The organism is Nitrospirota bacterium (assembly GCA_040757335.1).
Lineage (GTDB): Bacteria > Nitrospirota > Nitrospiria > 2-01-FULL-66-17 > 2-01-FULL-66-17 > JBFLXB01.
The window spans coordinates 83,427-108,457 of sequence record JBFLXB010000003.1; the positions used below are offsets into that span (position 1 = coordinate 83,427).

Here is a 25,031-nt window from a genome sequence, read left to right on the forward strand (position 1 = left end):
GCTGCGGTTATGAAGATTATTCTACGAGAAGACGTGGATCACGTTGGCAAAATGGGCGATCTGGTGACCGTCAAAGACGGGTACGCCCGCAACTACCTCCTGCCCCGCGACATGGCGGCGCCGGCCACCGAGCGCAACGTGCGGGCCTTGGAGCACCAAAAGCGCCTGATCGAAGCTAAGCGCAAGAAAGAACGCGCAGCCGCCGAGGAACTGGTCAAACGGCTGACGTCGATTCCTTTGACGTTCCCCGTGCAGGCCGGGGAAGACGACAAGCTGTTCGGCTCGGTGACGAGCAAGGATATTTCCGAGGCCCTGGCTGCAAAGGATTTTGTGGTCGATAAGCGGAAGATCGTGCTGGACAAGCCCATCAAAGCGCTCGGGACCTTCACGGTCCCGATCAAGCTCTCCTCGGAAGTTGTCGGCGAGGTGACGGTCTCGGTGGTTAAACAGGAAACGGTTTAAAGCGGTCCCTCGTGGCCGCGGTTGCCTGACCTCCCCGCATCAGCTAGACTCATCCCCGTTCCCCGTCACAGAGGGCGTGGCGATGGTTTCCTTCCCAATTCTGGTCGGCTTTCTGGGATTCTTGAGCGCGTCGTCTCCGGAGACGTCCCACTCGCCCTTCCTGACCCGTGTGGATCCCGCGTGTGAGCGTACGCTGTCAACGCGCCTGGTCCAATCCGTCTCGGGGCGGTCCGGGGTGACCCTGGTCCCGCGCGATTCCCGTTCCGGCGCTCACGGCACCTGCAACTATGCGATCAGCGGCGAGATCGTGATCTTGTCGGTTGCCATCAACCCGCTGACCAATCCTGCGTTTTACGAGAGCTACCGGCGCAACTGCGGGCATGAAGCGCCGGCGGTTCGTATCACGGGGGTTGGCGACGAAGCGCTCGCCTGTGCCGCGTATGGAGGCGGAGCCGACCACGCGGTGGTGGTCCACAAGGGACGGCTCGTCGTGGTGATCCAGAGCACCAAGCGCCTGGACCCTCAGACCCGCCGGATCCGCGAAAGTTACTTCACGACCGACCAGTTGACGGAGCTGGCGCGCACCGTCGTCAGGAACCTGTAAACCGGCGCTCAGGGACGAGCCCGTTCCATCGCCGCGTCGTGCGGGTTTCGACACTGCCCGGCGTGCTTGAACTCGGCGACCAGCGGGCGTATTGTGAAAACGTTTGTCCGGCGCACCGTGCGTCGGGTGGGAGACGCGATGAGGCGAAAAGGAGATCGGATGAGTATGCGAGGGATAGCGGCGGTAGCGGTAATCGTCGGACTGTTGTCGGGAGTTGCCCATGCGCAAAACAAGCCGTCGCTCAAAACCGACCAAGAGAAAGTCAGTTACAGCATCGGGCTGGACATCGGGGCCAACTTCAAACGGCAGTCGGTGGAGCTGGATTCCAAGGCGCTAGCTGCCGGCATCTCCGACGGCCTATCGGGCGCAAAACCGGCGCTGAGCGAAGACGAGGTGAAAAAGGTCTTGGCGGATTTTCAACAGCAGATGCGGGCCCGAGCCGCTGCAATGGCCCAACAACTGGCTGATCAGAACAAGAAGAACGGCGAGGCGTACCTGGCGGAGAACAAGAAGCAGAAGGGCATCGTGACCCTACCCAGCGGACTCCAGTACAAGGTCCTGAAGGAAGCCAAGGGCGCCAAACCCAAGGCCACCGACACGGTCTCCGTGCATTATCGCGGGACGTTGATCGACGGGACGGAGTTCGACAGTTCGATCAAACGAGGTCAACCGGCCGAATTTCCCGTGAACCAAGTCATCCCGGGCTGGACCGAAGCCCTCCAACTCATGCCGGTGGGCTCCAAGTGGCAGTTGTTCATCCCGTCCGGCCTGGCCTATGGAGCGCAGGGCGCCGGCAACATGATCGGACCCAATTCTACCCTGATCTTCGAGGTGGAGTTGCTCGAGATCAAGAAGAAATAGGCGACGAACGCCGCTCCCGCGTCTGCGGCCGTGACCCACGAAACGGATCAACGGCCCACTCGGCTGTCCGATGATCTGCGCGCGATCCTCGACCGCGCCGCTGGCAACGCGCTCTCGCTCCGCCAAATCGTGGAGGTCCTGCACGGCCGGGGTTTTGACGTCCTGGTCATCATCCTGGTCCTGCCGTTTTGCCAGCCGATTCCACTGCCCGGTCTCTCCACACCCTTCGGCCTGGCGCTGATGTTCTTCGGGTTGCGCATCGCCCTCCGACAACGACCGTGGCTGCCCGACTGCCTGCTGCGGCGTGAGATCTCGTACGAGACCCTGGCCAAGATCGTGACCACCGCGACGGCCGTGGCCAAACGCCTGGAAAAGGTGATCCACCCGCGGTTCCGATTCATGAAACAGTGGTGGAGTTTCAATGCGGTCAATGGATTGGCGATCGCGTCCAGCTCGTTCTTGCTGATGCTGCCGCTGCCCATCCCGTTTTCCAACACGATCCCGGCTTGGTCGATCTTGTTGCTCGCCCTGGGCATGATGGAGGAAGACGGAGCGGTGATCGTGCTCGGTTATCTCATGGCCGGTGCGGCATGGACGTATATCGTGACGCTGTGGATGTTGGGGGAGGCGGGAATCCAGCGATTGGGTTTGTTCTAAATTAGCCCTTACGCCGCGCGACCATCACGCCGTCCCGGATTGGGTTGAGAAAACAGTCGTAGTCCGGGTCATCGGCGATCAGGCGGTTGTGTTCCCGGATGGCTTCGGTCCAGCCCGGCGCCACATCGTCCACCACGCGTTGCTGCACCACGCGGCCGTACCAGAGCGTGTTGTCCGCGATGTACAGGCCTCCGGGCCGGATGCGTTCGCGGGCCAGGCGCCAGACCTCGGGATAGGCGTCTTTGTCCACGTCGTTGTAGACGACGTCGAACAAGCCATCGGTCTCGCGGAACACGTCTTGCGCCCAACCCACCCGAAAATCGATCCGGTCCCAGCGGCCCACGCGCTCCAGGTACGCGCGGGCCTTTCGGGCGTTCTCGGCCTTCCCGTCCGTGCAGATCACGGCGCCGACGGCGCCGACCGCGCGAGAGAACCAGTAGGCGGAATACCCGTACCCGCTGCCGAACTCAAAGATCCGCCGCGCCCTCACGCTGAGCGCCATGACCTCCAAAAACGCGCCGACCACGCGGCCGACGATGGGGAAGCCGCGCGCTTCGGCCTCGGCCTCCATTTCAAGGATCACCGGTTCGTCGCGGCGCCGGTGAAGGGTCGTGAGGTAATCAAAAACCTTCGGGTGGACTGGTTCGATGAGTCCACGCGGCGTTCGACTCGGATTGAGCGGGCGTCTCGGCATGCGGACCTCCGTGACACGGGTGGTCGCGCTTCTGTACCATGAGCCCTTGTCGTCAATCAACGAGAGACGGGTGGAACTGGTTATCGACGGATACAACGTGATCGGCAGCCGCGGGGGCTTGTACGGCGACGTGGCGGCCAAGCGCGAGGCGTTCGTCGCGGAGTTGGGGCGGTACGCGCGTCTCAAAGGCCACGCCATCACCGTGGTCTTCGACGGCTTTCCGCCGGGTCTGGCCCCCACGGCGGGCGGGGCGTCCGGCGCGGCGCGGTATCCGGCGAGCGTGCGGGTGCGCTTCGCCGAGCACGAACGGGCCGACGATGTGATCATTCGCCTGGCGCAACGACTCCGCGAAGGGGGGACGATCGTGTCCTCCGACCGGGAGGTGCGCGACGCGTGTCGAGCATACGGCTGCGTGGTCTTGGGCGCGCAAGCCTTTGATCAACGACTGGTCGATGCGCTAGTCAGCAACCAGGGGTTGTCGGGCGACCCGGGAGCTGAACCGGATAAGGACAGGGATGCTGACTCCGGATTGGACGGTCGAAGGGTCAAGCGCGGCAATCCGCGGCGCCTGTCGAAGGTCGCACGCAAGACGCGAAAGCGCCTGGACCGGCTCTAAATCGGGAGCGTGAAGGCGTTCAGCGCCCCGCGATCGACGCAGCCGGGACCGTGCGTCGCTGCGTGAGACGGTCTTTGAACATCGCGCGGTAGTATCGGTACCAATCGCTCTGGAAGAGCTCGCCGGGGTCGTAGCGCTGCTTGAGCGTCAGGAACTCCGCCATCTGCGGGTAACACGCCTCGATCTGTTCGCGGGTGGCCCATCGGTGGTAGGTGAGGAAGTATTTGCCGCCGTGTTCGACGGCGCGGTCGATGATCCGCCGAAAATTCGCTTCCGCCTGCGCGAGGCCCTCCGGGGTGTGGGTCACGTGCAGGTTCATGACGGTACACGCCCACGGTTCGCTCGCCCACGCGAGGAACGACTCCTTGTCGGGTTCGATCAGCCGGATGGTGCCGTAGATCACGTGGACCGAGTGACGACGAAAGTCGTCGCGCAGCGTGGCGAGGAACGCGGCGAGCTTGGGGCGCGGGACGTAGACCTCCGTGATCATCTCCGTGCCTTGTGCTGGGGCGTGCAGGCGTCGGTCCACCTCACGGTGGTAGTTCTCGATATACACGCTGAGCTGATGGGTGTCTGACCAGTAGCGCTGCCCGGAGGTCGTGAGGTAGTAGGACGAGTACCGCTCGAAGGCCCGCTTGGTGTCGGCGTGGGCGAGGTAATACAGCTCCCGCCAGTCATCCGGAGCCAGTTCTCGCTCCACGTCCGGCATGGCGGCATCGTCCGGTAGCGGCCGGTAACACGAAAACACCCCGGTTTTCAGGAAGGCGTCGGACGGGGTGTCGATCGAGAACTGACAGTCGCCGTAAAGAAACCCGTCCGCGATGCGCTTCTCCAGGGCCGGCATCAGGTCGTCCACGTCAATGACTTCCACCACGCGTTCGAGCTTCGTGCGGGGCATCAGGCGCAGACGGACCCGTACCACGACCCCGAAGTTGCCGTACCCGCCGATGACCAGCCGAAACAATTGAGCGTTTTCGGTGCGGCTGCACGTCAGGACCGAGCCTTCGGCGTCCACCAGATCGAACGATTCCACGTCTCCGATCATGGGCCGGAGCCGCAGCCCTCTGCCGTGGATGTTGGCGCCCAAGGCCCCGCCGATGGTGAGCCGATCGGCTCCGGTTTGCTTCTGGATAATGCCCCACGACTTCGCGTCGCCGGCTTGCAGCGCGACCAGCGCCTTGATCAAGTCGGGCCATTGGATGCCGGCCTCGACCTCCACCACGCCGCGCACGGCGTCCAGATCCAGGACGCGATTCATGGGCCGCGTGTCGATCAGCACGGTGTCAGCGCCGAATTGCTGGCCGCCCATGGCATGCCTTCCGCCGGCCACGCTGACGGTCTTGCCGGCACGGCGGGCGGTGTCCAGGGCCGATCGAAGCGCGGTCAGTGAGTCCACAGCAAGAACCCGATCCACCTGCGTGGGGTTGAGCTGGGAGTGGACGTCATTGACCAGCACGCCGGCCGAGGGCCGAACGATCCACGAGCAGGCGCTCGGAAACAGGGCGAGCCCGGCGCCGCCGGCCATTGTGGTGAGGAACGTCCGTCGCGTGAGCATGTCAATCTCCCGTGGTCGGTGAGTCGAGTAGGCGGCGGGCTGTGAGATAAAAGAGCCCCATCGCGACGCCCTGGACGGCGTGATACAGCGCGTTGTGGCTGAAGTAGACGGGGTGTACCGTCACGCCCGCGCGTTGCGCCATCGCGGCCAGCAACATCAGCGCCACGGAGACCGCTCCCAGACCGAACGCAAATTGGTGTCCCTGAAAGTATCGAGTCGTGAATGCCCCGAGAAGGAACAACGCGGAAGGCGCGTAGTGGGCAATCGCCACCGCGAAGGTCTGTGTGACACCCAGCACCACCACCGCGTAACCCGCGAACGCGACCGCCGCCGCCGCGGTCACCCGACGCGCCCAGCGGGTAGGCAGCACCACATAGCCGCCGATAGCCCATGCCGACACCGCGGTGCCGCCGATCGCCAGGAGGCTCAGCGGCCACAACACGCCAAATCCCAGTGACTGCTCGTCCGGAAAGAACCCGTGCACCGTGCCTCCGGTCACGGCCGCGAGGCCGATGGTCCCAAAAAACAGGGCGAGCCACCCACGCAACCGTCGATCGGGAGTCTTGCGCCGGGCGATCCACGTTGCCAGTACCGCGCACTCGACCGCCAGACCGTAGTCCGTGAACGTGACATCAGGTTCCAGAGCCGTCATGCGGTCCATCCGGTCTCGGAAGTCGTGGGCGCATGATCGACGTGATACCGCCCAAGTGTGCACAAACGCGGACAGAACGGCACCCAAGATGAACGAGGACCGAGTGCTGGGCACAGCCTGCGCACGCTCAGGTCTGATCCAAACCCGGCAAACCGTCGATGCTGCGCGCGTTCTTGTCTTGGCGATACGCCCGGAGCATGGTCGGTCCCTTTGCGTCCGCCCATTGCTCGAGCGCGTCTCGGTCGGCGCGATGGTCGAACAGCGGGACCCCGAATCCGCAGGAGTCGGACACCCGGGTCACGTTGATCTTGATAAAGGCCCGCGTCCCAACGCGGTTGGGGAACTGTGCTCGGAGGAAGTTGAACTCCGGATGCTCCGGCGAGATGACGTCGCCCCGTCCGTGTAATCTGACGATTTTGGGCGGGCCCTCGAACGCGCAGAACATAATCACGATGCGGCCGTTGTCTCGGAGGTGGGCGATCGTTTCCACGCCGCTTCCGGTCAGGTCCTGATACGCGACGGTTCGTGGGCCGATGATGCGAAACGCATCCCCGCCTTTGGGTGAGCAGTTGACGTGCCCGTCCCGGGACAGGGGCGCCGTGGCCACGAAGAAGACGCGTTGCCGCCGAATCCAAGCCGCGAGTTGATCGTCGATCCGGTCGTGGAGTCTTCCCAAGACGACCCTCCGTTACCATGCCGTGGTGCACGGTTTGCCGTCGTACCCCACGCGGATCATGTCCTGCCGCTCTTTTCCGGTTCTGCCAGGATCATGCGGAGAACACGATGGGTTGTATTGGACCGTAGGAGACAGCAGCGTGTCAATCGTTGATTTGTGATGATTTGACCCAGGCTGCCCGTCCGCCTTTGCCGGCCCAAGAACGTCCTCCCGCCGGATTCCTTGACAGCATAGCCCGCCGGGCCTATGATCCCGGCCGTACTGCGAGGGGTTGGTGTCGAGTCGACACGGATCGTCGGCGACGACGCGGCCCACGCTGCCATGACGGCCCTCTCGTTTCTGCAACAGCCCGACGCGCTCGAGCGCTTTGTGCTCGTGTTTATCCCGATCTTCGTTGCCGTCGACATCATCGGCGTCTTGCCGACCTACTACGCCCTGACCGCCCCGCTGGCGGCCGACGAGAAACCGCGCATTGCGCGTCTGTCCGTGCTCACGGCATTTTCCATCACAGTGACGTTCATCTTGCTGGGAAACGCCACGTTCGCCGTCCTGGGCGTGCGCGTCGAAGACTTCATGGTAGCCGGCGGGATTTTGTTGCTGGTGTTTGCGGTCTCGGATCTGCTGCGCGACGGCACGCGGTCCGCCGCCCCCAAGGCGGCGCAGACGTTGGCGGTGGTGCCGCTGGGCACGCCCATCATCGCGGGGCCGGCCACGCTCACCACATCGCTGATGCTCACCGGGACGTACGGCTTCGGGCTGGTCTTCGTGTCGCTGGCGCTCAATCTCCTGCTCGCGTGGGTGGTGGTGCGGTATGCCGACCAAGTGATCGGCGTATTGGGCGTGAACGGCGCAACGGCCATCGCCAAAGTGTTCTACCTGTTGCTTGCGGCGATCGCAGTGAGTATGATTCGCCGCGGATTGGCGGGGTTTTTGACCGCCGTCTAGGGTCGTATGGAGCCCACTGCGACATATCAAGGCCGCATCGGCGCGTATCCGTTGACGCCGTCGCAGATCCTGGTCCTCTGGTTTGCCGGGGCGGTGGCGCTGGGGACGATCTGCCTGTTGCTGCCGGTCGCGTCCGCGCCGGACCGCTCGATCCGTTTCGTCGACGCGCTGTTCATGGCGACCTCGGCGATCTGCGTGACCGGCCTCGTTGTCAAGGACCTGGCGTCCGATTTGAGCACCACCGGCCAGATCATGATTCTCGTCCTGATCCAACTCGGTGGGCTCGGGTATATGGTGCTGTCCACCATCATCATCATCTTGTTGGGCAAGAAAGTCGGTATCAAGCAGCGTCTCGTGATGCAGGAAGCCCTCAATGTCTTGACCGTCGAAGGGGTGATCGGGCTGCTCAAAGGTATTCTCCTGCTGACGGTCGTCGCAGAGGGACTCGGCGCGATCCTGCTGGCCATCCGGTTTTCCGTGGAATTCCCGTGGCCTCGTGCAGCCTATCTCGGACTGTTTCACGCAATCTCAGCGTTCAACAACGCGGGGTTTTCGCTGTTTCCCACGAGTCTGGTTGCGTACCAACGCGATTGGGTGGTCAACTTCCTGGTGACGATCCTGGCGATCATCGGGGGGATCGGCTTTATCGTGTACCGGGATCTCATCCGCCTGGTCAAGCGGGAGGTTTTTCGGCTGACGGTCCACTCCTGGATGGTGTTGAGCATCACGGCGGCGTTGATTGTCGGCGGCACCTTGCTGTTTCTGGCGCTGGAAGGGGGAAACCCCAAGACGCTTGGCTCCCTTCCGCTCAGGGCTCAAGTCTTGGTGTCATATTTTCACTCGGTCACCGCGAGGACGCTGGGATTCAACACGATCGACATTGGTGCCTGCACCGGAGCCACGTTGTACCTCTTGGTGCTGTTGATGTTCATCGGCGCCTCGCCGGGCGGAACCGGCGGCGGGGTCAAAACCTCGACGTTCGGGACCATGGTGGTCGGCGTGTGGGCGGGCATTGTGGGGCGGAGTGATGTCACCGCGTTTCATCGTCGGATTCCGCAAGAGACCGTCATCCGGGCGTTCTCCGTGGCGTTGTTGGCGTTCGCGCTGGTCACGGGCGTGACACTTATTCTTCAGGTCAGCGACCGCCAAGACTTCCTGCGCACGTTGTTCGAGTCCGCCTCCGCGTTCGGCACGGTGGGTTTGTCGACCGGTGACGGCGGGGTGTTGAGCTTTTCGGCGCTGTTTACGGACTTCGGTAAGCTGATGGTCGTCCTGACGATGCTCGTCGGACGAATCGGTCCGCTGACCGTCAGCGTCGCCTTGGTGCGACTGGAGGAAACGCGCCGATTTCGGTATCCTCCGGAACGCGTCCTTATCGGGTAGGAGCACACGATGGCTCGTCAATTTGCTGTAATCGGCCTTGGGCGGTTCGGGTACAGCGTCGCAGAAACGCTCATCAAGAAAGGCTACGAGGTGCTGGCCATCGACAGCAACGAGGACCAGATCGAGGCCGTGAGCGACTTTGCGACCTACGCGGTGCAGTGCGACGCCACGGACGAACGTGCGCTCAAAGCGGTCAGCATTCAGAACGTCGACGTTGCGGTGGTGAGCATCGGGGAGAACATCGAGGCAAGCATTCTGATCGTCATGACGCTCAAGGAACTGGGGGTCAAGGAGATCATTGCCAAGGCCGTGACCCCGCTGCACGGGAAGATCCTGGCCAACATGGGCGTGACGGAAGTGATCTATCCGGAACGGGACGCGGCGATCCGGCTCGCGCACCGCCTCATTGCTCCGAACGTGCTCGAGTACCTCGAACTTGCGCAGGGTTACAGTATCGAAGAGATCGAGGTGCCGGGGCAGTTCGTGGGCAAGCCGCTGAAAGAAGCCTCGATCCGGACCTCCTACGGCATCAACGTCATTGCGATCAAGCGCCGCGTCACCAAGCTCGTTCGCGGGGAGTGGAAGAGCGTCGAGGAGATGAACGTCAACCCCGACGCGGAGGACATCCTCCAGAAGGGCGACGTCATGGTTATTGTTGGCAAAGAGGAGGACTTAGACCGTCTTTCCAAATTAGATTGACCGCCATTTTTGCAGTTTCTATCCCCACCCTGCAGTCGTAGCCCTAGAAGTCGACACTCGCGCGCCCGTTCAGGAACGCGTCAGATGCAAGGCGGAGCGAGCGCCCGCACCGCAGCGTACTGGGTCGTACGTGAGGAGCGGACGCGCAGCGACAACGCAGCAGATGATCGTTCATGGACGGGTGCTGCCTAGGCCCTTCGCCCCAAGGCCGCGGTTAGGTCCTTTAGCCGCTTGACTGTCGAAAATACGGCGTGTTACAACGTCCGCTCCGGTAAAAAAATCAAGGCCCTATGGCGTGGCGATGACTCCGGATTCCGTGCTCTCTACATACCTGGCGAACTACGGTCCAGTCGTCATCTTTATGGCGATTGCGGCGGCGTTCGGGGCCGGGACGCTGGTCTTCAGCTACCTGATCCACCCGCGGATCTACTCCACCGAGAAGCTTTCGGCGTACGAGTGCGGGAGTGAGCCGATTTCCGACGCACGGATGCCGTTTCCGGTCCGCTACTACATCATCGCCATGTTGTTCGTGATCTTCGACGTGGAACTCGTGTTTCTCTATCCCTGGGCCGTGGCGTTCGACAAAATCGGCCTGTTCGGGTTGATCGAGATGATCATCTTCATCCTGCTGTTCGTCGCGGCCTACGCGTACGCCTGGCGCAAGGGAGCGTTGGAATGGGATTGATCAACATCACGCCGAGCGCGGGCGACGGCAAGACCGGGGACGTGGGGTTCGTCACCCTCAAGCTGGAGCAGGCCGTCAACTGGGCCCGCAAAGGCTCGTTGTGGCCCATGACGTTTGGGCTGGCGTGCTGCGCCATCGAGATGATCGCGGCGGTGTCGTCGCGTTACGACATGGACCGCTACGGCGCCGGGGTGTTTCGCGCCTCGCCGCGACAATCCGACCTGATGATCGTCGCCGGCACGGTTTGCCGCCGCATGGCGCCCGTGATCCGCAAGGTGTACGACCAGATGCCCGAGCCCAAATACGTGATCGCGATGGGCTCGTGCGCCACGTCGGGCAACATCTACAACAGCTACCCGGTGGTCCAGGGCGTTGACCGCTTCGTGCCGGTGGATATCTACGTGCCGGGTTGCCCGCCGACGCCGGAGGCGTTGTTCGACGGGATTTTGCGGCTGCAAGAGAAGATCATGAAGCAGCGGGTGTTTGTTCAACGCGAAACATACGGGGCCATTAAAGCCTGATGCATCCGGTTGCTGAACAGATCAAAGCCAAGTTCCCCGAGACGTTCGTGCGGGCCACGGAGTTTCGCGGGGATTGGGCGGTGGAGGTCACGCGTGAAGGGCTGTTGGAAGTCGCCCGGTTTTTGCGCCACGACCCCGCGATGGACTACGACTACATCGTACACGTCAGCTCCGTGGACTGGCTCGGCGAGCCCGTGCGGTTCGAAGTGGTGTGGGAGATTTACTCCGTACGGCGCCGGCACCGGATTCGACTCAAGACGCGCGTGCCCGAATCCGACCCGGTCGTGGAGTCGCTGACCGGGTTCTGGAAGGGCTGTGAGTTCATGGAGCGCGAAGTGTACGACATGATGGGCATCCGCTTCGCGCATCACCCGGACCATCGCCGAATCCTGATGCCCGATGACTACCCCGAGGGGTACCCCCTGCGCAAGGATTTCCCGCTGGTGGGCAAGGGTTGGCGCGACACGTTTGACTTCATGGAAGGCGGCGCCCCGTCGCCGCCGCGTAACCCATGACCACGCCGGTCCAAACTCCCCCTCACTCCCAGAAAAAGCTGCCGCTGCTGCGGACCGAAGAACTCATGCTCAACATGGGACCGCAGCACCCCAGTACCCACGGCGTGTTGAAGGTCGTGCTGGAGTTGGAAGGCGAGCGGATCATGAAGGCCACGCCGGTGATGGGCTTCCTGCATCGTGGTGTGGAAAAGCTCGCCGAAGACGGAACCTATCACCAGTTCATCCCGCACACGGATCGGCTCGACTACGTGTGCGCGATGTACAACAACTTTGCCTACGTCCGGGCCGTTGAGAAGCTCATGGGGATCACGGTCCCTCCGCGCGCCGAATACCTCCGTACCGTCGTCGCCGAAGTGCAACGGATCATCGGGCATCTGTTCTGGCTCGGCACCCAGGCCCTCGACATCGGCGCGATGACCGTGTTCTTCTACACGTTTCGCGACCGCGAGGAGCTGCTCGATTTCTTCGACAAGCTGTGCGGCGCGCGGCTGACCACGAGTTGGTATCGGATCGGCGGGGTGGAGCGCGACTTTACGCAGGATCTGATCGACCAGCTCTACGCGTTCATCAAGACCTTTCCGCCCAAGATCGAGGAGTACAACGTGCTTCTCGAAAAGAACCGGATCTGGATGGCGCGCACCAGGGGAATCGCCGTGATCTCGGCCGAAGACGCGTTGAGTTTCGGCCTGTCCGGTCCCACGTTGCGCGGCTCCGGGGTGGAGTACGATCTGCGCAAGGCCGAGCCCTACGGCGCGTACGCCGACGTGGAATGGAGCGTGCCGATCGGCACCAACGGCGATACCTACGACCGGTATTGGGTGCGCATCGAGGAACTCAAAGAGAGCAGCAAAATCATCCGGCAGTGTCTGGACAGGCTGCCGGACGGGCCCATCATGGCCGATGTGCCTCAGGTCGTGGCGCCGACCAAGGACCGGGTGTTCAACAACCTTGAGAGCATGATCATGCAGTTCAAGTTCTTTTCCGTGGGCTTTCCCACGCCCAAGGGGGAGATCTACTGTGGGACCGAGGCGCACAAGGGCGAACTGGGCTTCTACATCGTCAGCAACGGCGAGGGCAAGCCGTACCGGCTCAAGATCCGCGCGCCCTCGTTCATCCATATGGGCGCGTTCGACTATATGTCGCGGGGCTATATGATCGCCGATATCGTCACGATTTTTGGGACGTATGACATTGTTATGGGGGAGTGCGACCGGTGATCGCCTGTCCATCAACGGCCATCTGCGGCGTTGTCGCTGCGCGTCCGCTCCTCACGTACGCACCCAGTACGCTGCGGTGCGGGCGCTCGCTCCGCCTTGCATCTGGCGCGTTGCTGAACAGGCGCCGCTACGCGGATTGGAAAGATGGCTGAAGAGTTAATTTCAATTACCACGGACAAACCTGCGGTCCAGCTCACGATCGACAACGAAGTCGTCAATGTGCCGGAGGGGACGTCGATCTACGACGCGATCGTGGGGATGGGCAAGACTATCCCGAGCATGTGTTACCACTACACGTTCAATCCCTTTGGGTCCTGCGGCGTGTGTCTGGTCGAGGTCGAGGGGAAGAAGGCGCCGGTGCGATCGTGTACGTCGCCGGTTGCCGCGGGAATGATCGTGCGCGTGGACACCAAGGCCATGTTCGACGCGCGCAAAAAGGCGGTCGAGAAACACCTGCAGACGCATCCGCTCGATTGCCCGGTGTGCGACGCGGACGGACACTGCGAGCTGCAGGACATGAGCTTCAACTTCGGCATCGTCCAGATCGGCGAGGTCAAGCAAAAGGGGTTGCCCGAAGATCGGCGCAGCACCGTGCTCGATTTCAACATGAACCGGTGTATCCTGTGCGCGCAATGCATCAACATCTGCAAAGAAGTGGTCATGGTGGACGCCCTGCAGTTTTTCAAGAAGGGCGGCTTCACGCACGTGGTGGCCAAGGGCGACAAGGCCCTGGAGTGCGAATTTTGCGGCGACTGCCTGGCGGTGTGCCCGGTGGGCGCGATCACCAACAAGTTCTCCAAGTATCTCTACAAACCGTGGCAGCTCAAGCGGACCGTGACCGCGTGCAACTACTGCGCGGACGGCTGCCAGATGCGCGTCGAGGTCAAGGACGACGCGGTGGTGCGCGTGACGTCGCTGCTCTCCTGGAAGGACAAGTGGGACGACCACACTGCGACTGTGGACGGCCACGGCGGGTTGTGCGTCAGGGGGAGGTTCGGGTTCGCGTACATCAATAGCCCCGAGCGCCTGAAGAAACCGCTGATTCGCAAGGACGGCCGACTCGTGGAGGCGTCGTGGTTCGAATCGACCAACGAAGTCGTCAGCCGGCTGAAGGCGATCAAGGCCCAACACGGCCCCGACGCCGTCGCCGGGTTGATCACCGCCCGGTGTACGAACGAGGATCTCTACGCGTTCCAGCGGTTCATGCGGCAGGTGGTGGGCACGAATCAAGTGGATTCGAGCAGCCGCTACGGCCACGCGGTCTACGTGGAGGCGATGGAGCGCGCGTTGGGCGTGGTGCAGCCCACGGTCTCGTTCCGCGACCTCACGCTCGCGCGCGCGATTCTGGTCGTCGGGTCGGACGTGACCGAGACCAATCCCATCACGGCGCTGCGGATCAAGGACGCGTTCAGCAATTTCCACAGCCAGTTGATCGTCGCGCATTCGATGCAGACCAATTTGGCCAAGCTGGCGCCGTATCCCTATCAAATTGCGGTGGCTTCGGAGGGTGCATTCATCCAGGGCTTGACCAAGGCCGTGCTGGAGGGGGAATTGGTCCCGTCCCGCGTCGTCAATGAGCACGGGACGGCGCTGAGTGCGCTCAAAACCGCGGTTGGGACTCTGTCGTGGGATGCGCTGTGTGCCGCAACCGGCCTCTCTCGCGAGGCGTTCACCGAAGCCGCCCGAGTCTTCATGTCGGACGGTTCGCGCGTGATCGTGCTCGGCGAGCAGATCGTGGATCGGCCGGACGCGTACGCCAACGTGTTGCGGGTCGCCGACCTCATGCTGGCCGCCGGGATGGTGGGACAACGTGGTTCGGGCGTGCTGCGCTTGTGTGAAGAGAACAACGAGCGCGGCGCGGTGGCGGTGGGCGCGATGGCGGATCGGCTGCCCGGCGGATCCCGGTACGGCGACGTTGCGGCGCGGGCCAAAGTCGAGACCGCGTGGGGCGGCGGGCTGCCGAACGGTGGGGCGACGCTGACCGAGATTCTCGACGGGATCCGCGCGGGCCGAATCAAGGCGTTGTACGCCGTGGGCGAAAACCCGTTGGGGACGTTGCCCTCGAATGCGGACGTGCGCGACGCGTTGACGAAGCTCGATCTGGTGATCGTGCAGGACGCGTTTCTGACCGAAATGGGTGACGTCGCCCACATCGTGCTACCGGCCGCACTGGCGGCCGAGAAGGACGGGACGTTCCTGGACGGACAGGGGAAACTGCAGCCGGTCGTACGGGCGCTGGATGCTCCGGGTGAGGCTCGAAGTGATTGGGAGATTTTTTCGGAACTGGGCCAGCTCATGGGCGCGCCGTTCGATTACACGGCGCCGGAGGAAATCCGGCGCGAATTGCTCCAGATCGCGCCGGGGGTGTTCGAGATGCCGACGCCGGTCGCGCGGCGCGACGACCGGGCGACCGACCTGACGGCTCGGTACGCGCAGCCAGCAGTGGCTGGCGACGCGCCCAGCAAGGAGTATCCCTTCGACCTGTCGCTCTACCAGGTGCTCTATCATTCGGGCAAGATGTCCACCCGAGACAAAGGGCTGCTCGAAATCCATGCCAAGAAGCTGCTACAAATCTCGGCGAAAGACGCCGAAGCGCTGGGCGTCACTGATGGCGGCCGGGTGAAGGTCACCTCGCCGTATGGGTCGGTCGAGGTCGGCGTCGAAATCAGCCTCGACCTCCCGAACGGATCGTGTCGGTTTCCCGAACACTTCAACGACCCGGCAGTGAGAGATCTGTTGCCAATGCGCGTAGATCCGGTGAGCAAGGCGCCGGTGTTCAAGTCGGGACGGGTGCGGATCGAGAAAGTCGCCCCCCCACCCGGCCCTCCCCCGCAAGGGGGGAGGGTGGAAAATCACACCGTGACCATTCCCTCCCCCTTGACGGGGGAGGGCGAGGGAGGGGGTGTGTCCGGCGCATGACGCTCAAGGAACTTTTCGATAAGGCGGTGATGACCGAGATCTTGGACGGCTTGAAGACCACGTTCAAGCACATGTTCGTGAAGCCCGTGACCTTCCAGTATCCGCACGAGAAACGCGAGATACCCGACACGCATCGGGGCGCGCTGTGCCTGTTGCGGTACGACGACGGCAAGGAACGCTGCGTGGGCTGCGATCTCTGCGAGGCGGCCTGCCCCTCGCGCTGTATCAAAGTCGTGAGCGAAGAGGACCCCGAGACCCCGCTGCGCCGGATCGCGACGGAATTTTATATCGACATCACCAAGTGCGTGTTTTGTGGGTTCTGCGTGGAGGCGTGCCCGGTCAATGCGCTCGGCATGACCAAGATGTACGAGTACTCCACGACGAATAAGCGCGATTTGATGTTCGACAAGGCTCGGCTCTACCAGATCGGCGATCAGTTGCTCGCCGACGCCAAGAAGTACCTCGTTGCGCACCACCAGGAAGAGAGCGACGAGGCCGCCCGCCAGTACCGCTACAAGTTCCCCTACGCCACCGCCAGGAAGGGCTGATTGGGCGGATGAGCGCGGTCGCTTTCTACTACCTCGCCGCGGTCACCATTGTGACCGGCGTGCTCGCCATCACGCTGCGCAGTCCCGTGCACTGCGGCCTGTCGCTGGTCGCGATGCTCATCCACATGGCCGGCTTCTTCGTCCTGCTGAACGCCGAATTCATCGCGGCGGTCCAGGTGATCGTGTACGCGGGCGCGATCCTGGTCCTCTATTTATTCGTGATCATGCTCTTGAACCTCAAGAGCGACGAGCGGGTGTTCCACAAACGCTATATCGGCATCGGGCTCATCACCATCGCGATCATCACCCAGGTGGCGATCCTGGTATTTCGCTCGCCGTATGCCGGGATGACGGGCGACGCGACCCCGGAGGTCGTGCTGGGGGTGGGACAGACCAAGGCGATCGGGATCGTCATGTTCCGCGACTACCTGTTGCCGTTCGAGCTGATCGGCCTCTACCTCCTCGCAGCGATCGTAGGCGCGATCGTGCTGGCCAAGACGCCCGCGGCATCGGATCGGCCCGCGCTGGCCGAGGGAGACCGGTTGCCGCTTGGGACGGGGGATGGCGACGGGTTGCCGAGTGCGGCATCCGAGGAGACAGCGGAGACCGTCGGCGGCCACCATGGAGGCCACGGTCCCTGATGACGATCACGCTGACCCACTACCTCGTCGTCAGCACGATCATCTTTTCACTCGGGCTTCTCGGCGTGCTGATCCGCCGCAATTTCATCATCGTGCTCATGGCCGTGGAAATGATGCTCAACGCCGCCAATCTCAATCTGGTGGCGTTTTCGCACTACCTCAATTCCCTCACCGGCCAGATGGTCGCATTGTTTACGATCGCCATTGCCGCGGGCGAGGCCGCGGTGGGGCTCGCCATCATCGTGGTGATTTTCCGCGGCAAGATCGCGACCAATGTGGATCAGATCAATCTCCTGAAATGGTGAGACCGACCTCCGTCAATCCCGGAAATCCCCCCATCCCCCCTTTTTCAAAGGGGGGTAGAGGCGGGGCGGCTCCCGTGAATCTGTTGACCCTTCCTAGTATCCCCCCTTTGGAAAAGGGGGGTGAGGGGGGATTTGGTTTTAAAACCTAGCATGCTCTCCGTCGTCCTCATCCCGCTCCTGCCGCTGCTGGCCGTCCTCATCAACGGCGTGTTCGGCCGCCGGTACCTCAAAGAAGCCTCGCACTACTTCGCGGTAGGGTCGGTCGCGATCTCGTTCGTGCTGTCCATCTCGCTCTTGCTGCGCGTGATGGGCGGCGATTCGCCGATCTCCGTTCCCATCTACTCGTGGATTTTTGGCGGAGGCCTCGATATCCACCTGGGATTCCTGATCGATCCGCTCTCCGCCGTGATGTTGATGGTGGTCACGGGCGTGGGGTTGCTGATCCACATCTATTCGATCGGGTACATGCACGGGGACCCCGGGTACTACCGCTTCTTCACGTACCTCAATCTGTTCATGGTCTCCATGCTCCTGCTGGTGATGGGGGACAACTACCTGGTCCTCTTCATCGGGTGGGAAGGCGTGGGCCTGTGCTCGTACCTGTTGATCGCGTACTACTTTGAGAAGGAATCCGCGACCAAAGCGGGCACCAAGGCGTTCGTGGTCAACCGCATCGGCGACGCGGGTTTTCTCGTCGCGATCTTTCTGATCATCCAGGAGTTCGGCACGCTGAACTATCTGGAAGTCTTCGACCGCGCCCACGAGCTGTCCACGGGCATGGCCACCGCGATCGCGTTGTGCCTGTTCATCGGCGCGATCGGTAAATCCGCTCAGATCCCGCTGTACACGTGGTTGCCGGACGCGATGGAAGGTCCCACGCCGGTCAGTGCCTTGATCCACGCGGCCACCATGGTCACCGCCGGGGTCTACATGGTAGTGCGCAACCACGCGATCTACGACCTGGCGCCGGTGGCGCTGACCACGGTGGCGGTCATCGGCGGGCTGACCGCGATCTTCGCCGCGACCATCGGCTTGGTCCAAACCGATATCAAGCGCGTGTTGGCCTACTCGACCGTGAGCCAGCTCGGGTACATGTTCCTGGGCTGCGGCGTAGGCGCGTACGCGGCCGCGATTTTCCACCTGGTTACACACGCGTTTTTCAAGGCGCTGCTGTTTTTGGGCTCCGGCAGCGTGATCCACGCGTTGGGCGGGGAGCAGGACATCCGCAAGATGGGCGGACTCAAGGCTGAGATTCCGGTGACTGCGCTGACGTTCTTAATCGGCACGATCGCGATCGCCGGGCTGCCTCCGTTGGCCGGGTTTTGGAGCAAAGACGAGATTCTTGGCATGGCGTTCAAGGGCGGGCACGGCGTGCTCTGGCTGATCGGCATGACCGGCGCATTCCTGACGTCGTTCTACATGTTCCGCCTGTTCTATGTCACGTTCACCGGTACCACCAGGATGGACCACCACGTGGCGCAACACGTCCACGAGTCGCCCGGCGTGATGACCGTCCCGTTGATGATCCTGGCCGGGTTGTCGTTGCTCGGCGGGCTGATCCTGGGTGTCCCGCCCGAGGGCGGGTTGCTCCATGCTTTTCTCGCGCCGGTGGCATCGGCCGAGGGCGGGGAGGCGCACCACGGGTTCGGCGCCACTGACGTGGTCCTGATGGTCGCGTCCGTCCTCATTGCGCTGGGCGGCTGGTGGCTCGCGTACACCATGTATGTGCGTCGTCCCGAGATGGCCGAGGCGTGGGCGCTGAAGTACGGGAATGCGCACCGTTTATTGCTGAACAAGTATTGGGTGGATGAGCTGTACGATTTGCTGGTGGTCGAGCCGTCCAAGCGTCTCAGCGAGATCTGGGCGTGGTTCGACAACGTGGTGATCGACGGCGTGGTCCGCGGTGCGGCGCGCATGACCCAGAGCAGTGCCTGGCTGTCGACCGCGATCGAGAAGTACGTTATTTATGGCTTCTTGAATGTGGTGGGCTACTCCAATCACTTGGGCGCGCGCACGTTCCGCCTCTTGCAGACCGGGTTTGTGCACCACTACGCGTTCATCCTGGTCATCGGCCTGGCGTTGATGGTGTATGTCTTCTGGTGGTGGAGCGGAGGCAGCGTGGCCGGCCTGCTGGCGCAGCGATGATGGAGCAGGTGTTCGCGGCGCAGCAGCTCGGATTCCCGATCCTCACCATCGTCACGTTCCTGCCGTTGGCCGGGGCGCTCGTGGTCTGGGCGCTGCGCGACGAAGCGATTGCCTGGAAAGTCGGGTTCGCGGTGGCGGCGGCCGACTTCGCGTTCAGCCTGCCCGTGTTTTTCGCGTTCACGCTCGACTCGTCGGCGATGCAGTTCGTGGAGCGGTACGCGTGGATTCCCGTTATCGGCGTGAGCTATCACGTCGGCGTGGACGGGATCAGCATGCTGTTCGTGGTGCTGACCACGCTGCTGGGGTTCTTGATCGTGGTCTACGCGTCCGGGGTCGTGACGGAGCGCGTGCGCGGTTTCCTCATGGCGCTTTTCGCGTTGCAGACCACGATGTTGGGCGTGTTTGTCTCGCTGGATCTTGTGTTGTTTTTCCTGTTCTGGGAACTGATGCTGATCCCCTCGTACTTCATGATTCGGCTGTGGGGCACCGAAGGCAAGGAGTACGCCGCGATCAAGTACGTGGTCTACACCCTATTGGGCAGCGTGCTGATGCTGGTGGGGATCGTGATCTTGTACCTGCAGCACTACCGGTTCGCGTCGATCCATGGTCTGGCCCCCGCGTTGTCGTTCGATCTGCTCGATCTGTTGCGGACGCCGATGTCCCTGGAAGTCCAGCTGGCGATCTTCGTGTTTCTCTTTTTCGGGTTCGCGTTCAAGACGCCGATCATTCCGTTTCACACCTGGATGCCTGATGCGCTGTATTCGGGGCCCATCGCGATGAGTGTGATCCTGGCCGGTGTCAAGCTGGGAACGTTCGGGTTCGTGCGCTACTCGTTGCCGCTGGTGCCGGACGCGGCTCGTGCCGCGCTCCCGGTGATGATGGTGCTCGGGTTGATCGGCATTCTCTACGGTGCGTACATCGCGCTGATGCAGGCCGACTTCCGCAAGCTGTTGGCGTATTCCTCGATCAGCCACCTCGGGTACGTGGCGCTCGGGATCTTCGCGCTGACGTACCAAGGGATCCAGGGAGGGCTGATCCAGATGATCAACCTCGGGATCTCGACCGCGGGGCTGTTCTTCTTCGCAGGCTTTCTCTGGACCCGGCGGCAGACGTTGACCATCGCGGAGTTCGGCGGGCTGGCCAAGACCACGCCCGTGCTGGCCACGTTTTTCCTCATCATGGTGCTCTCATCGATCGGCCTGCCGGGCACCAACGGGTTCATCGGGGAGTTCCTGATCCTGTTCGGCGCATTCAAAGCGCACTGGATCTACGGCGCGGTCGGGGTGCTGGGCGTGATCCTCGGCGCCGCGTACATGCTGTGGTTTTACGAACGCGCCGTTTTCGGCGCCGTGACTAAGGCCGTCAATGAACGCTTGCCGGACCTGGGCGGGCGTGAACTGGCGATTGCGCTGCCGCTGGTCGCGCTGGTCTTCTGGATCGGCGTGTATCCGTCGCCGTTTTTGCATCGGATCAACGGCTCGGTCGAGTCCCTGCACGCGCGGTTGCAGCCCAAAGCCGCCCTGTCAGCCACCGTTGGGGTTTCGCCTGATCAGGACGCGCTTTCTCCCCCTCTCCCAGTCGCCCCCTCTCCCCCTCGTCTTGCTTCTTCCGGGGCCCCGTGATGCTCGACCAGCACCTCTTGTCGATCATTCTGTTCGCGCCGTTCGTCGGCGCCGCCGTGCTCTTGTTCGTCGACGGCAAGAAGTTGATGCAGGTTCGCGTGATCGCGGCGGTTTCCAGCGGGATCTCGTTCGTCGCGTCGGTGTACCTGTTGTACGCCTTCAACTACGCGCCCGGGTCGCCGCAGTTTCAGTTCCTCGAACAGTACGAGTGGTCGAAGGACCTGGGGATTTCGTTCTTCCTGGGCGTGGACGGCATGTCGGTGCCGCTCGTGCTGGCGTCGTCGGTGTTGTTGTTCGCGGGGGTGTTCGTGTCGTGGCACATCGAAGACCGGGCGCGCGAGTTCTATATCTTCCTGCTGATCCTGGCGTCCGCAACGATCGGCGTGTACGTCTCGCTGGACCTCTTCTTCCTCTACTTTTTCTACGAGATGTCGGTGTTGCCCATGTATCCGCTCTTGGGCGTGTGGGGCAGCCACACCAAGGGCTACCTGGAGATGAAGGACACGGCCAAACGCGACTCCGTGGGCTTCATTTTCAACTTCGCGTCCAACAGCAAGGAATACGCCGCGATGAAGCTGACGTTGTTTCTGTCGGCCGGCGCGGTGGTGGCGTTGCTGGGGATCTTCCTGACCTATGTGGGCACCGGCCTCAACACGTTCAACCTCATCGAACTGCAGGGTCACGAGCAGCAGTTTTCGCCCGTGATGCGCAGCGTGATCTGGCTGCTGCTCTTTTTCGGGTTCGCCTCGATCGCGCCTCTCTGGCCCATGCACTCGTGGTCTCCGGTGGGCCACGCGGCCGCGCCCGCCGCGGTGTCCATGCTGCACGCGGGCGTGCTGATGAAGCTCGGGCATTTTTCGATCATCCGCGTCGCGTACTGGCTGTTCCCCCAGACCACCCAGGAGTGGGCGTTCCTGATCGCGATCCTGTGCGTGTTCTCGATCATCTACGGCGGACTGGTGGCGTTCTTCCAGCGCGACACCAAATACGTGATCGGCTACTCCAGCTCCAGTCACATGGGCTACATCTTCCTGGGGATGGCCGCGCTCAACATGATCAGCATGACCGGCGCCGTGCTCTACATGTTTGCGCACGCGCTGGCCACGGGGATGCTCTTTGCCATGGCCGGCTGGGTGTACGACCAGACCCACACGCGGGATATCCCCTCGCTGGGCGGCCTGGGCCAGAAGATGCCGTTCATCATGGGCGCGTTCGTCGTGGCCCTGGTGGCTTCGGTGGGGCTGCCGGGCACCGTCAACTTCATCGGCGAGCTGATGATCCTATCCGGGAGTTGGGAGCAGTATCCCGTCCAGGTGGTGATCGCCGTGATCGGCATCGTCATCACCCTCGCGTATCTGATGCGGATGTTCATCGGATTGTTCCTGGGCGACATGCAGCCCAAGTGGGCGCACGCCGGCGACGCGCGCTGGATCGACCGCGTGCCTTTGCTCATCATGATCTTCGGGAGCCTGTACTTTGGGTTGTTCCCCAGCCAGTTCATCCACGTGATCAGCGCGGGCATGCAGCCGATCCTGGAACAAATTAACGCGGCGGGCGCAGTAGCCTCCGCCGGGGGCGGAGGCTAGCCTGTCCATGAAGGACCATCTGCGGCGTTGCCGCTGCGCATCCGGTGCTCACGTACGCACCCAGTACGCTGCGCTCCGGTGCTCGCGGCGCCTTGCATCTGGCCCGTTCCTGAACAGGCTTGTAGGGGCACGACATTGGATGGATATCTAGGCCAATGGAATTCACACTGACCATCTCGTTTGCCGACCTGCTCTTGATGCTCCCGGAGCTCTTGCTCACGGGATTGATCGGTGTCGTCCTCTTCATCGACTTTACCTTCACCAAGGTCAGCAAGAACTCCCTGGCTTGGATCACGGTCGCTGGCCTGTGCGGTATTCTGGCGAGTCTGGTGTGGATGTGGGCCGCGGGCGTCCAAGGGGCGTTGTTCAAGCAGACCTTCGTGCTCGATCCGTTCGCGGTGTTCTTCAAAATCGTGGTGGTGCTGGCGACGATCTTGATCGTGCTGGCGTCGCTCGACTACATCAAGCGCATCGTCTTGTTCCGCGGCGAGTACTACCTCATGGTCATGTTGTCGGCGTTGGGGATGCTGTTCATGGCGTCGTCCAACGACCTCCTGACCATGTTCATCACCATCGAGTTCTCCACGTTCGGCTTCTACATTCTGGTGGCCTATTTGCGCGAGGACGATCTTCGATCCAGCGAGGCGGGTTTGAAGTACTTCGTCCTGAGCGTCTTCACCGCCGCGGTGATGGTGTTCGGGATCAGCCTGATTTACGGCGAGACCGGCACGATCATTTTCCCCGAGATCGCGGCGGCACAGCCGGTCCTGACCGGCGGTTTGATCATCGGGTTCCTCTGCTTGTTGGTGGGCCTGGGATTCAAGATCGGCGCGTTCCCGTTCCACAACTGGATTCCTGATATCTACCAGGGCGCGCCGACCCCGATCACCGCCTACCTGGGGATCGCCCCCAAAGCCGCGGCATTAGCGATCGTGCTGAGGGTGTTCTTTTCAACCTTCGGCCAGTTCAAGCCCGAGTGGGTGTGGCTGGTGATCGGCATGGCTGCGTTGTCCATGACCTACGGGAACGTGGTGGCCATTGCGCAGACCGACATCAAGCGCATGCTCGCGTATTCCGGCATCGCGCAGATGGGCAATATGCTGATCGGCCTCGCGGCCGGGACCAAAATGGGCGGCGACTCGGTGATGTTCTACCTGCTGACGTACCTGGTGGCCAACATCGGGGCGTTCGCCGTGGTCATCGTCTTCTCCAACCTGACGGGCAGCGATCGCATCGAGGACTACCGAGGCCTGGCCCGCCGCGCGCCGCTGTTGGCCGCGGCGATGTTGGTCTTTCTGCTTTCGCTCGCCGGCGTCCCGCCGTTGGCGGGCTTCATCGCGAAGATCTACGTGTTCACGGCGGCCATGAAGCAGGGGTTGATCGTGCTGGTCTGTATCGGCTTGGTCAACATCGTGATCTCGATGTACTACTACCTCGTCATCGTGAAGAGGATGTACATCAACGAGCCCACGGACCGTCGCCCGATCCCGATGTCGGCTCCGATGCAGGCCGTGGTCTACACCACGCTCGCGGGCACCGTGATCCTCGGCATCTACCCCAAGCCCTTCATCGAGTGGGCGGTCTCCTCCACCGCCCTGTTCGCGCACCTCGTCGGGCCGTAAGTCCGTTGTCGCACCGGCTGTGTCACGCTCCATTCGTATCTTGAGCGGGGTGACGGCGTATGCCATAATCCGCTTCCGAACGGAGTCGGAATGAAGACCTCGCATCGTTGGCTGCTCGCCGCGAGCAGCGCGCTCGCCATGTTGGTCGTGGCGTGCCAGACCGTGCCGCTCACGGGGCGGCAACAGTTGATCTTGATCTCGACCGAGGAGGAACTGAGTCTCGGCGCCGAAGCGTATAAAAAGACGCTCAAGGAGTCGAAGCTTAGCCAGGATCAGGCGGCCACGGCCATGGTGCGCCGCGTGGGCGAGCGCATCGCCAAGGTGGCGAATCGGCCGGACTTCACGTGGGAGTTCAATCTCGTCGAGGACAAGACTCCGAACGCGTTTTGCCTGCCGGGCGGCAAGGTCGTGGTCTATACCGGGATCTTGCCGTTCACCAAGGACGAGACGGGCTTGGCCGTGGTGGTGGGCCATGAGGTTGCGCACGCTCTCGCCCGGCACGGGGCGGAGCGCATGTCCACCGGCGTGCTGGCCGATCTTGCGGGGAAGACCGCAGGGGTCGTGTTCGGGGGCGGGAATCCCGAGACCGCCAGCGCGGTGGAACAGGCGTTCGGGATCGGGAGTGGCGTGGGTGTGATTCTCCCGTTCAGCCGCCACCAGGAATCTGAGGCCGACAAGATCGGCCTGCTGCTGATGGCTCAGGCTGGGTACGACCCGCGCGCGGCCACGGAATTCTGGAAGCGCATGGGCCAGGGGAAAGACGGCGCTCCGCCGGAGTTTCTCTCCACGCACCCCAGCGACGAGACGCGGATCAAACGCATCGAAGGCTGGATGCCCGAGGCACTGAAGATCTACCAGGCCGGGGCAGGGTAGTCCGTCGCCCACGCCGGCATGGTCTTAC

25 protein-coding genes are annotated in these 25,031 nt (G+C 62.6%); 21 read left to right on the plus strand and 4 right to left on the minus strand.

Going from position 1 to position 25,031, the window contains the following annotated elements:
* The first annotated feature begins 9 nt into the window (after window positions 1-9).
* The 4 genes from rplI to AB1451_03175 all read left to right on the plus strand — a co-directional run bounded on the left by rplI (window position 10) and on the right by AB1451_03175 (window position 2,584).
* Window positions 10-462, plus strand: coding sequence for a 50S ribosomal protein L9 (rplI, locus tag AB1451_03160; protein ID MEW6681907.1), 453 nt, complete (start codon window positions 10-12; stop codon window positions 460-462).
* Between the two features lie 82 nt (window positions 463-544).
* Window positions 545-1,066, plus strand: coding sequence for a hypothetical protein (locus tag AB1451_03165; GenBank protein ID MEW6681908.1), 522 nt, complete (start codon window positions 545-547; stop codon window positions 1,064-1,066).
* A 165-nt stretch (window positions 1,067-1,231) separates the two neighbouring features.
* Window positions 1,232-1,927, plus strand: coding sequence for an FKBP-type peptidyl-prolyl cis-trans isomerase (locus AB1451_03170; GenBank protein MEW6681909.1), 696 nt, complete (start codon window positions 1,232-1,234; stop codon window positions 1,925-1,927).
* 30 nt (window positions 1,928-1,957) lie between these two features.
* Entirely contained in the window at window positions 1,958-2,584 is a 627-nt protein-coding gene (locus AB1451_03175) for an exopolysaccharide biosynthesis protein (protein MEW6681910.1), read from the plus strand.
* A 1-nt stretch (window position 2,585) separates the two neighbouring features.
* Here AB1451_03175 and AB1451_03180 read toward each other — a convergent pair whose 3' ends face one another.
* Entirely contained in the window at window positions 2,586-3,278 is a 693-nt protein-coding gene (locus tag AB1451_03180) for an O-methyltransferase (protein MEW6681911.1), read from the minus strand.
* Window positions 3,279-3,348: 70 nt separating this feature from the next.
* Here AB1451_03180 and AB1451_03185 point away from each other — a divergent pair, with 70 nt between their 5' ends.
* Window positions 3,349-3,894: an NYN domain-containing protein gene (locus AB1451_03185; GenBank protein ID MEW6681912.1), complete on the plus strand. Its 546-nt coding sequence runs from the start codon at window positions 3,349-3,351 to the stop codon at window positions 3,892-3,894.
* Window positions 3,895-3,913: 19 nt separating this feature from the next.
* Here the strand turns inward: AB1451_03185 and AB1451_03190 are convergent, their stop codons facing one another.
* The 3 genes from AB1451_03190 to AB1451_03200 all read right to left on the minus strand — a co-directional run bounded on the left by AB1451_03190 (window position 3,914) and on the right by AB1451_03200 (window position 6,777).
* Window positions 3,914-5,449 (minus strand): FAD-binding oxidoreductase, encoded by a 1,536-nt coding sequence (locus AB1451_03190; protein ID MEW6681913.1) that lies wholly within the window; start codon window positions 5,447-5,449, stop codon window positions 3,914-3,916.
* 1 nt (window position 5,450) lies between these two features.
* Window positions 5,451-6,101: a hypothetical protein gene (locus tag AB1451_03195; GenBank protein ID MEW6681914.1), complete on the minus strand. Its 651-nt coding sequence runs from the start codon at window positions 6,099-6,101 to the stop codon at window positions 5,451-5,453.
* Between the two features lie 127 nt (window positions 6,102-6,228).
* The gene (locus AB1451_03200) at window positions 6,229-6,777 is read right to left on the minus strand and encodes a pyridoxamine 5'-phosphate oxidase family protein (protein MEW6681915.1); all 549 of its coding nucleotides are present in this window, start codon (window positions 6,775-6,777) and stop codon (window positions 6,229-6,231) included.
* Window positions 6,778-7,023: 246 nt separating this feature from the next.
* Here AB1451_03200 and AB1451_03205 point away from each other — a divergent pair, with 246 nt between their 5' ends.
* The 16 genes from AB1451_03205 to AB1451_03280 all read left to right on the plus strand — a co-directional run bounded on the left by AB1451_03205 (window position 7,024) and on the right by AB1451_03280 (window position 25,003).
* Window positions 7,024-7,722 carry a MarC family protein gene (locus AB1451_03205; protein ID MEW6681916.1) on the plus strand — a complete coding sequence of 233 codons (699 nt, stop codon included), beginning with the start codon at window positions 7,024-7,026 and terminating at the stop codon, window positions 7,720-7,722.
* 6 nt (window positions 7,723-7,728) lie between these two features.
* Window positions 7,729-9,105: a TrkH family potassium uptake protein gene (locus tag AB1451_03210; protein MEW6681917.1), complete on the plus strand. Its 1,377-nt coding sequence runs from the start codon at window positions 7,729-7,731 to the stop codon at window positions 9,103-9,105.
* A gap of 9 nt (window positions 9,106-9,114) precedes the next feature.
* Window positions 9,115-9,804, plus strand: coding sequence for a TrkA family potassium uptake protein (locus AB1451_03215; protein MEW6681918.1), 690 nt, complete (start codon window positions 9,115-9,117; stop codon window positions 9,802-9,804).
* Window positions 9,805-10,105: 301 nt separating this feature from the next.
* Entirely contained in the window at window positions 10,106-10,489 is a 384-nt protein-coding gene (gene ndhC, locus AB1451_03220; protein ID MEW6681919.1) for an NADH-quinone oxidoreductase subunit A, read from the plus strand.
* Entirely contained in the window at window positions 10,480-11,010 is a 531-nt protein-coding gene (locus AB1451_03225) for an NADH-quinone oxidoreductase subunit B family protein (protein ID MEW6681920.1), read from the plus strand. The genes ndhC and AB1451_03225 overlap by 10 nt, the downstream gene beginning before the upstream one ends.
* Window positions 11,010-11,525 (plus strand): NADH-quinone oxidoreductase subunit C, encoded by a 516-nt coding sequence (locus AB1451_03230; protein ID MEW6681921.1) that lies wholly within the window; start codon window positions 11,010-11,012, stop codon window positions 11,523-11,525. Before AB1451_03225 ends, AB1451_03230 begins: the two co-directional genes overlap by 1 nt.
* Window positions 11,526-11,569: 44 nt before the next feature.
* A complete protein-coding gene (gene nuoD / locus AB1451_03235; protein MEW6681922.1) occupies window positions 11,570-12,742 on the plus strand; it encodes an NADH dehydrogenase (quinone) subunit D in 1,173 nt (390 codons plus the stop codon).
* Between the two features lie 144 nt (window positions 12,743-12,886).
* A complete protein-coding gene (locus AB1451_03240) occupies window positions 12,887-15,661 on the plus strand; it encodes a molybdopterin-dependent oxidoreductase (protein ID MEW6681923.1) in 2,775 nt (924 codons plus the stop codon).
* Window positions 15,658-16,209, plus strand: coding sequence for an NADH-quinone oxidoreductase subunit NuoI (nuoI, locus tag AB1451_03245; protein MEW6681924.1), 552 nt, complete (start codon window positions 15,658-15,660; stop codon window positions 16,207-16,209). The genes AB1451_03240 and nuoI overlap by 4 nt, the downstream gene beginning before the upstream one ends.
* Window positions 16,210-16,217: 8 nt before the next feature.
* Window positions 16,218-16,850: an NADH-quinone oxidoreductase subunit J gene (locus AB1451_03250; protein ID MEW6681925.1), complete on the plus strand. Its 633-nt coding sequence runs from the start codon at window positions 16,218-16,220 to the stop codon at window positions 16,848-16,850.
* Window positions 16,850-17,155, plus strand: a complete 306-nt coding sequence (gene nuoK / locus AB1451_03255) for an NADH-quinone oxidoreductase subunit NuoK (GenBank protein MEW6681926.1) — start codon at window positions 16,850-16,852, stop codon at window positions 17,153-17,155. The genes AB1451_03250 and nuoK overlap by 1 nt, the downstream gene beginning before the upstream one ends.
* A gap of 150 nt (window positions 17,156-17,305) precedes the next feature.
* On the plus strand, window positions 17,306-19,300 hold the full coding sequence (gene nuoL, locus AB1451_03260; GenBank protein MEW6681927.1) for an NADH-quinone oxidoreductase subunit L: 1,995 nt from the start codon (window positions 17,306-17,308) through the stop codon (window positions 19,298-19,300).
* Entirely contained in the window at window positions 19,297-20,922 is a 1,626-nt protein-coding gene (locus AB1451_03265; protein ID MEW6681928.1) for an NADH-quinone oxidoreductase subunit M, read from the plus strand. The genes nuoL and AB1451_03265 overlap by 4 nt, the downstream gene beginning before the upstream one ends.
* The gene (locus AB1451_03270; GenBank protein MEW6681929.1) at window positions 20,922-22,508 is read left to right on the plus strand and encodes an NADH-quinone oxidoreductase subunit M; all 1,587 of its coding nucleotides are present in this window, start codon (window positions 20,922-20,924) and stop codon (window positions 22,506-22,508) included. The genes AB1451_03265 and AB1451_03270 overlap by 1 nt, the downstream gene beginning before the upstream one ends.
* Window positions 22,509-22,663: 155 nt before the next feature.
* Window positions 22,664-24,130: an NADH-quinone oxidoreductase subunit N gene (locus AB1451_03275; protein ID MEW6681930.1), complete on the plus strand. Its 1,467-nt coding sequence runs from the start codon at window positions 22,664-22,666 to the stop codon at window positions 24,128-24,130.
* Window positions 24,131-24,220: 90 nt separating this feature from the next.
* Window positions 24,221-25,003, plus strand: coding sequence for a M48 family metallopeptidase (locus AB1451_03280; protein MEW6681931.1), 783 nt, complete (start codon window positions 24,221-24,223; stop codon window positions 25,001-25,003).
* Window positions 25,004-25,031: the final 28 nt, after the last annotated feature.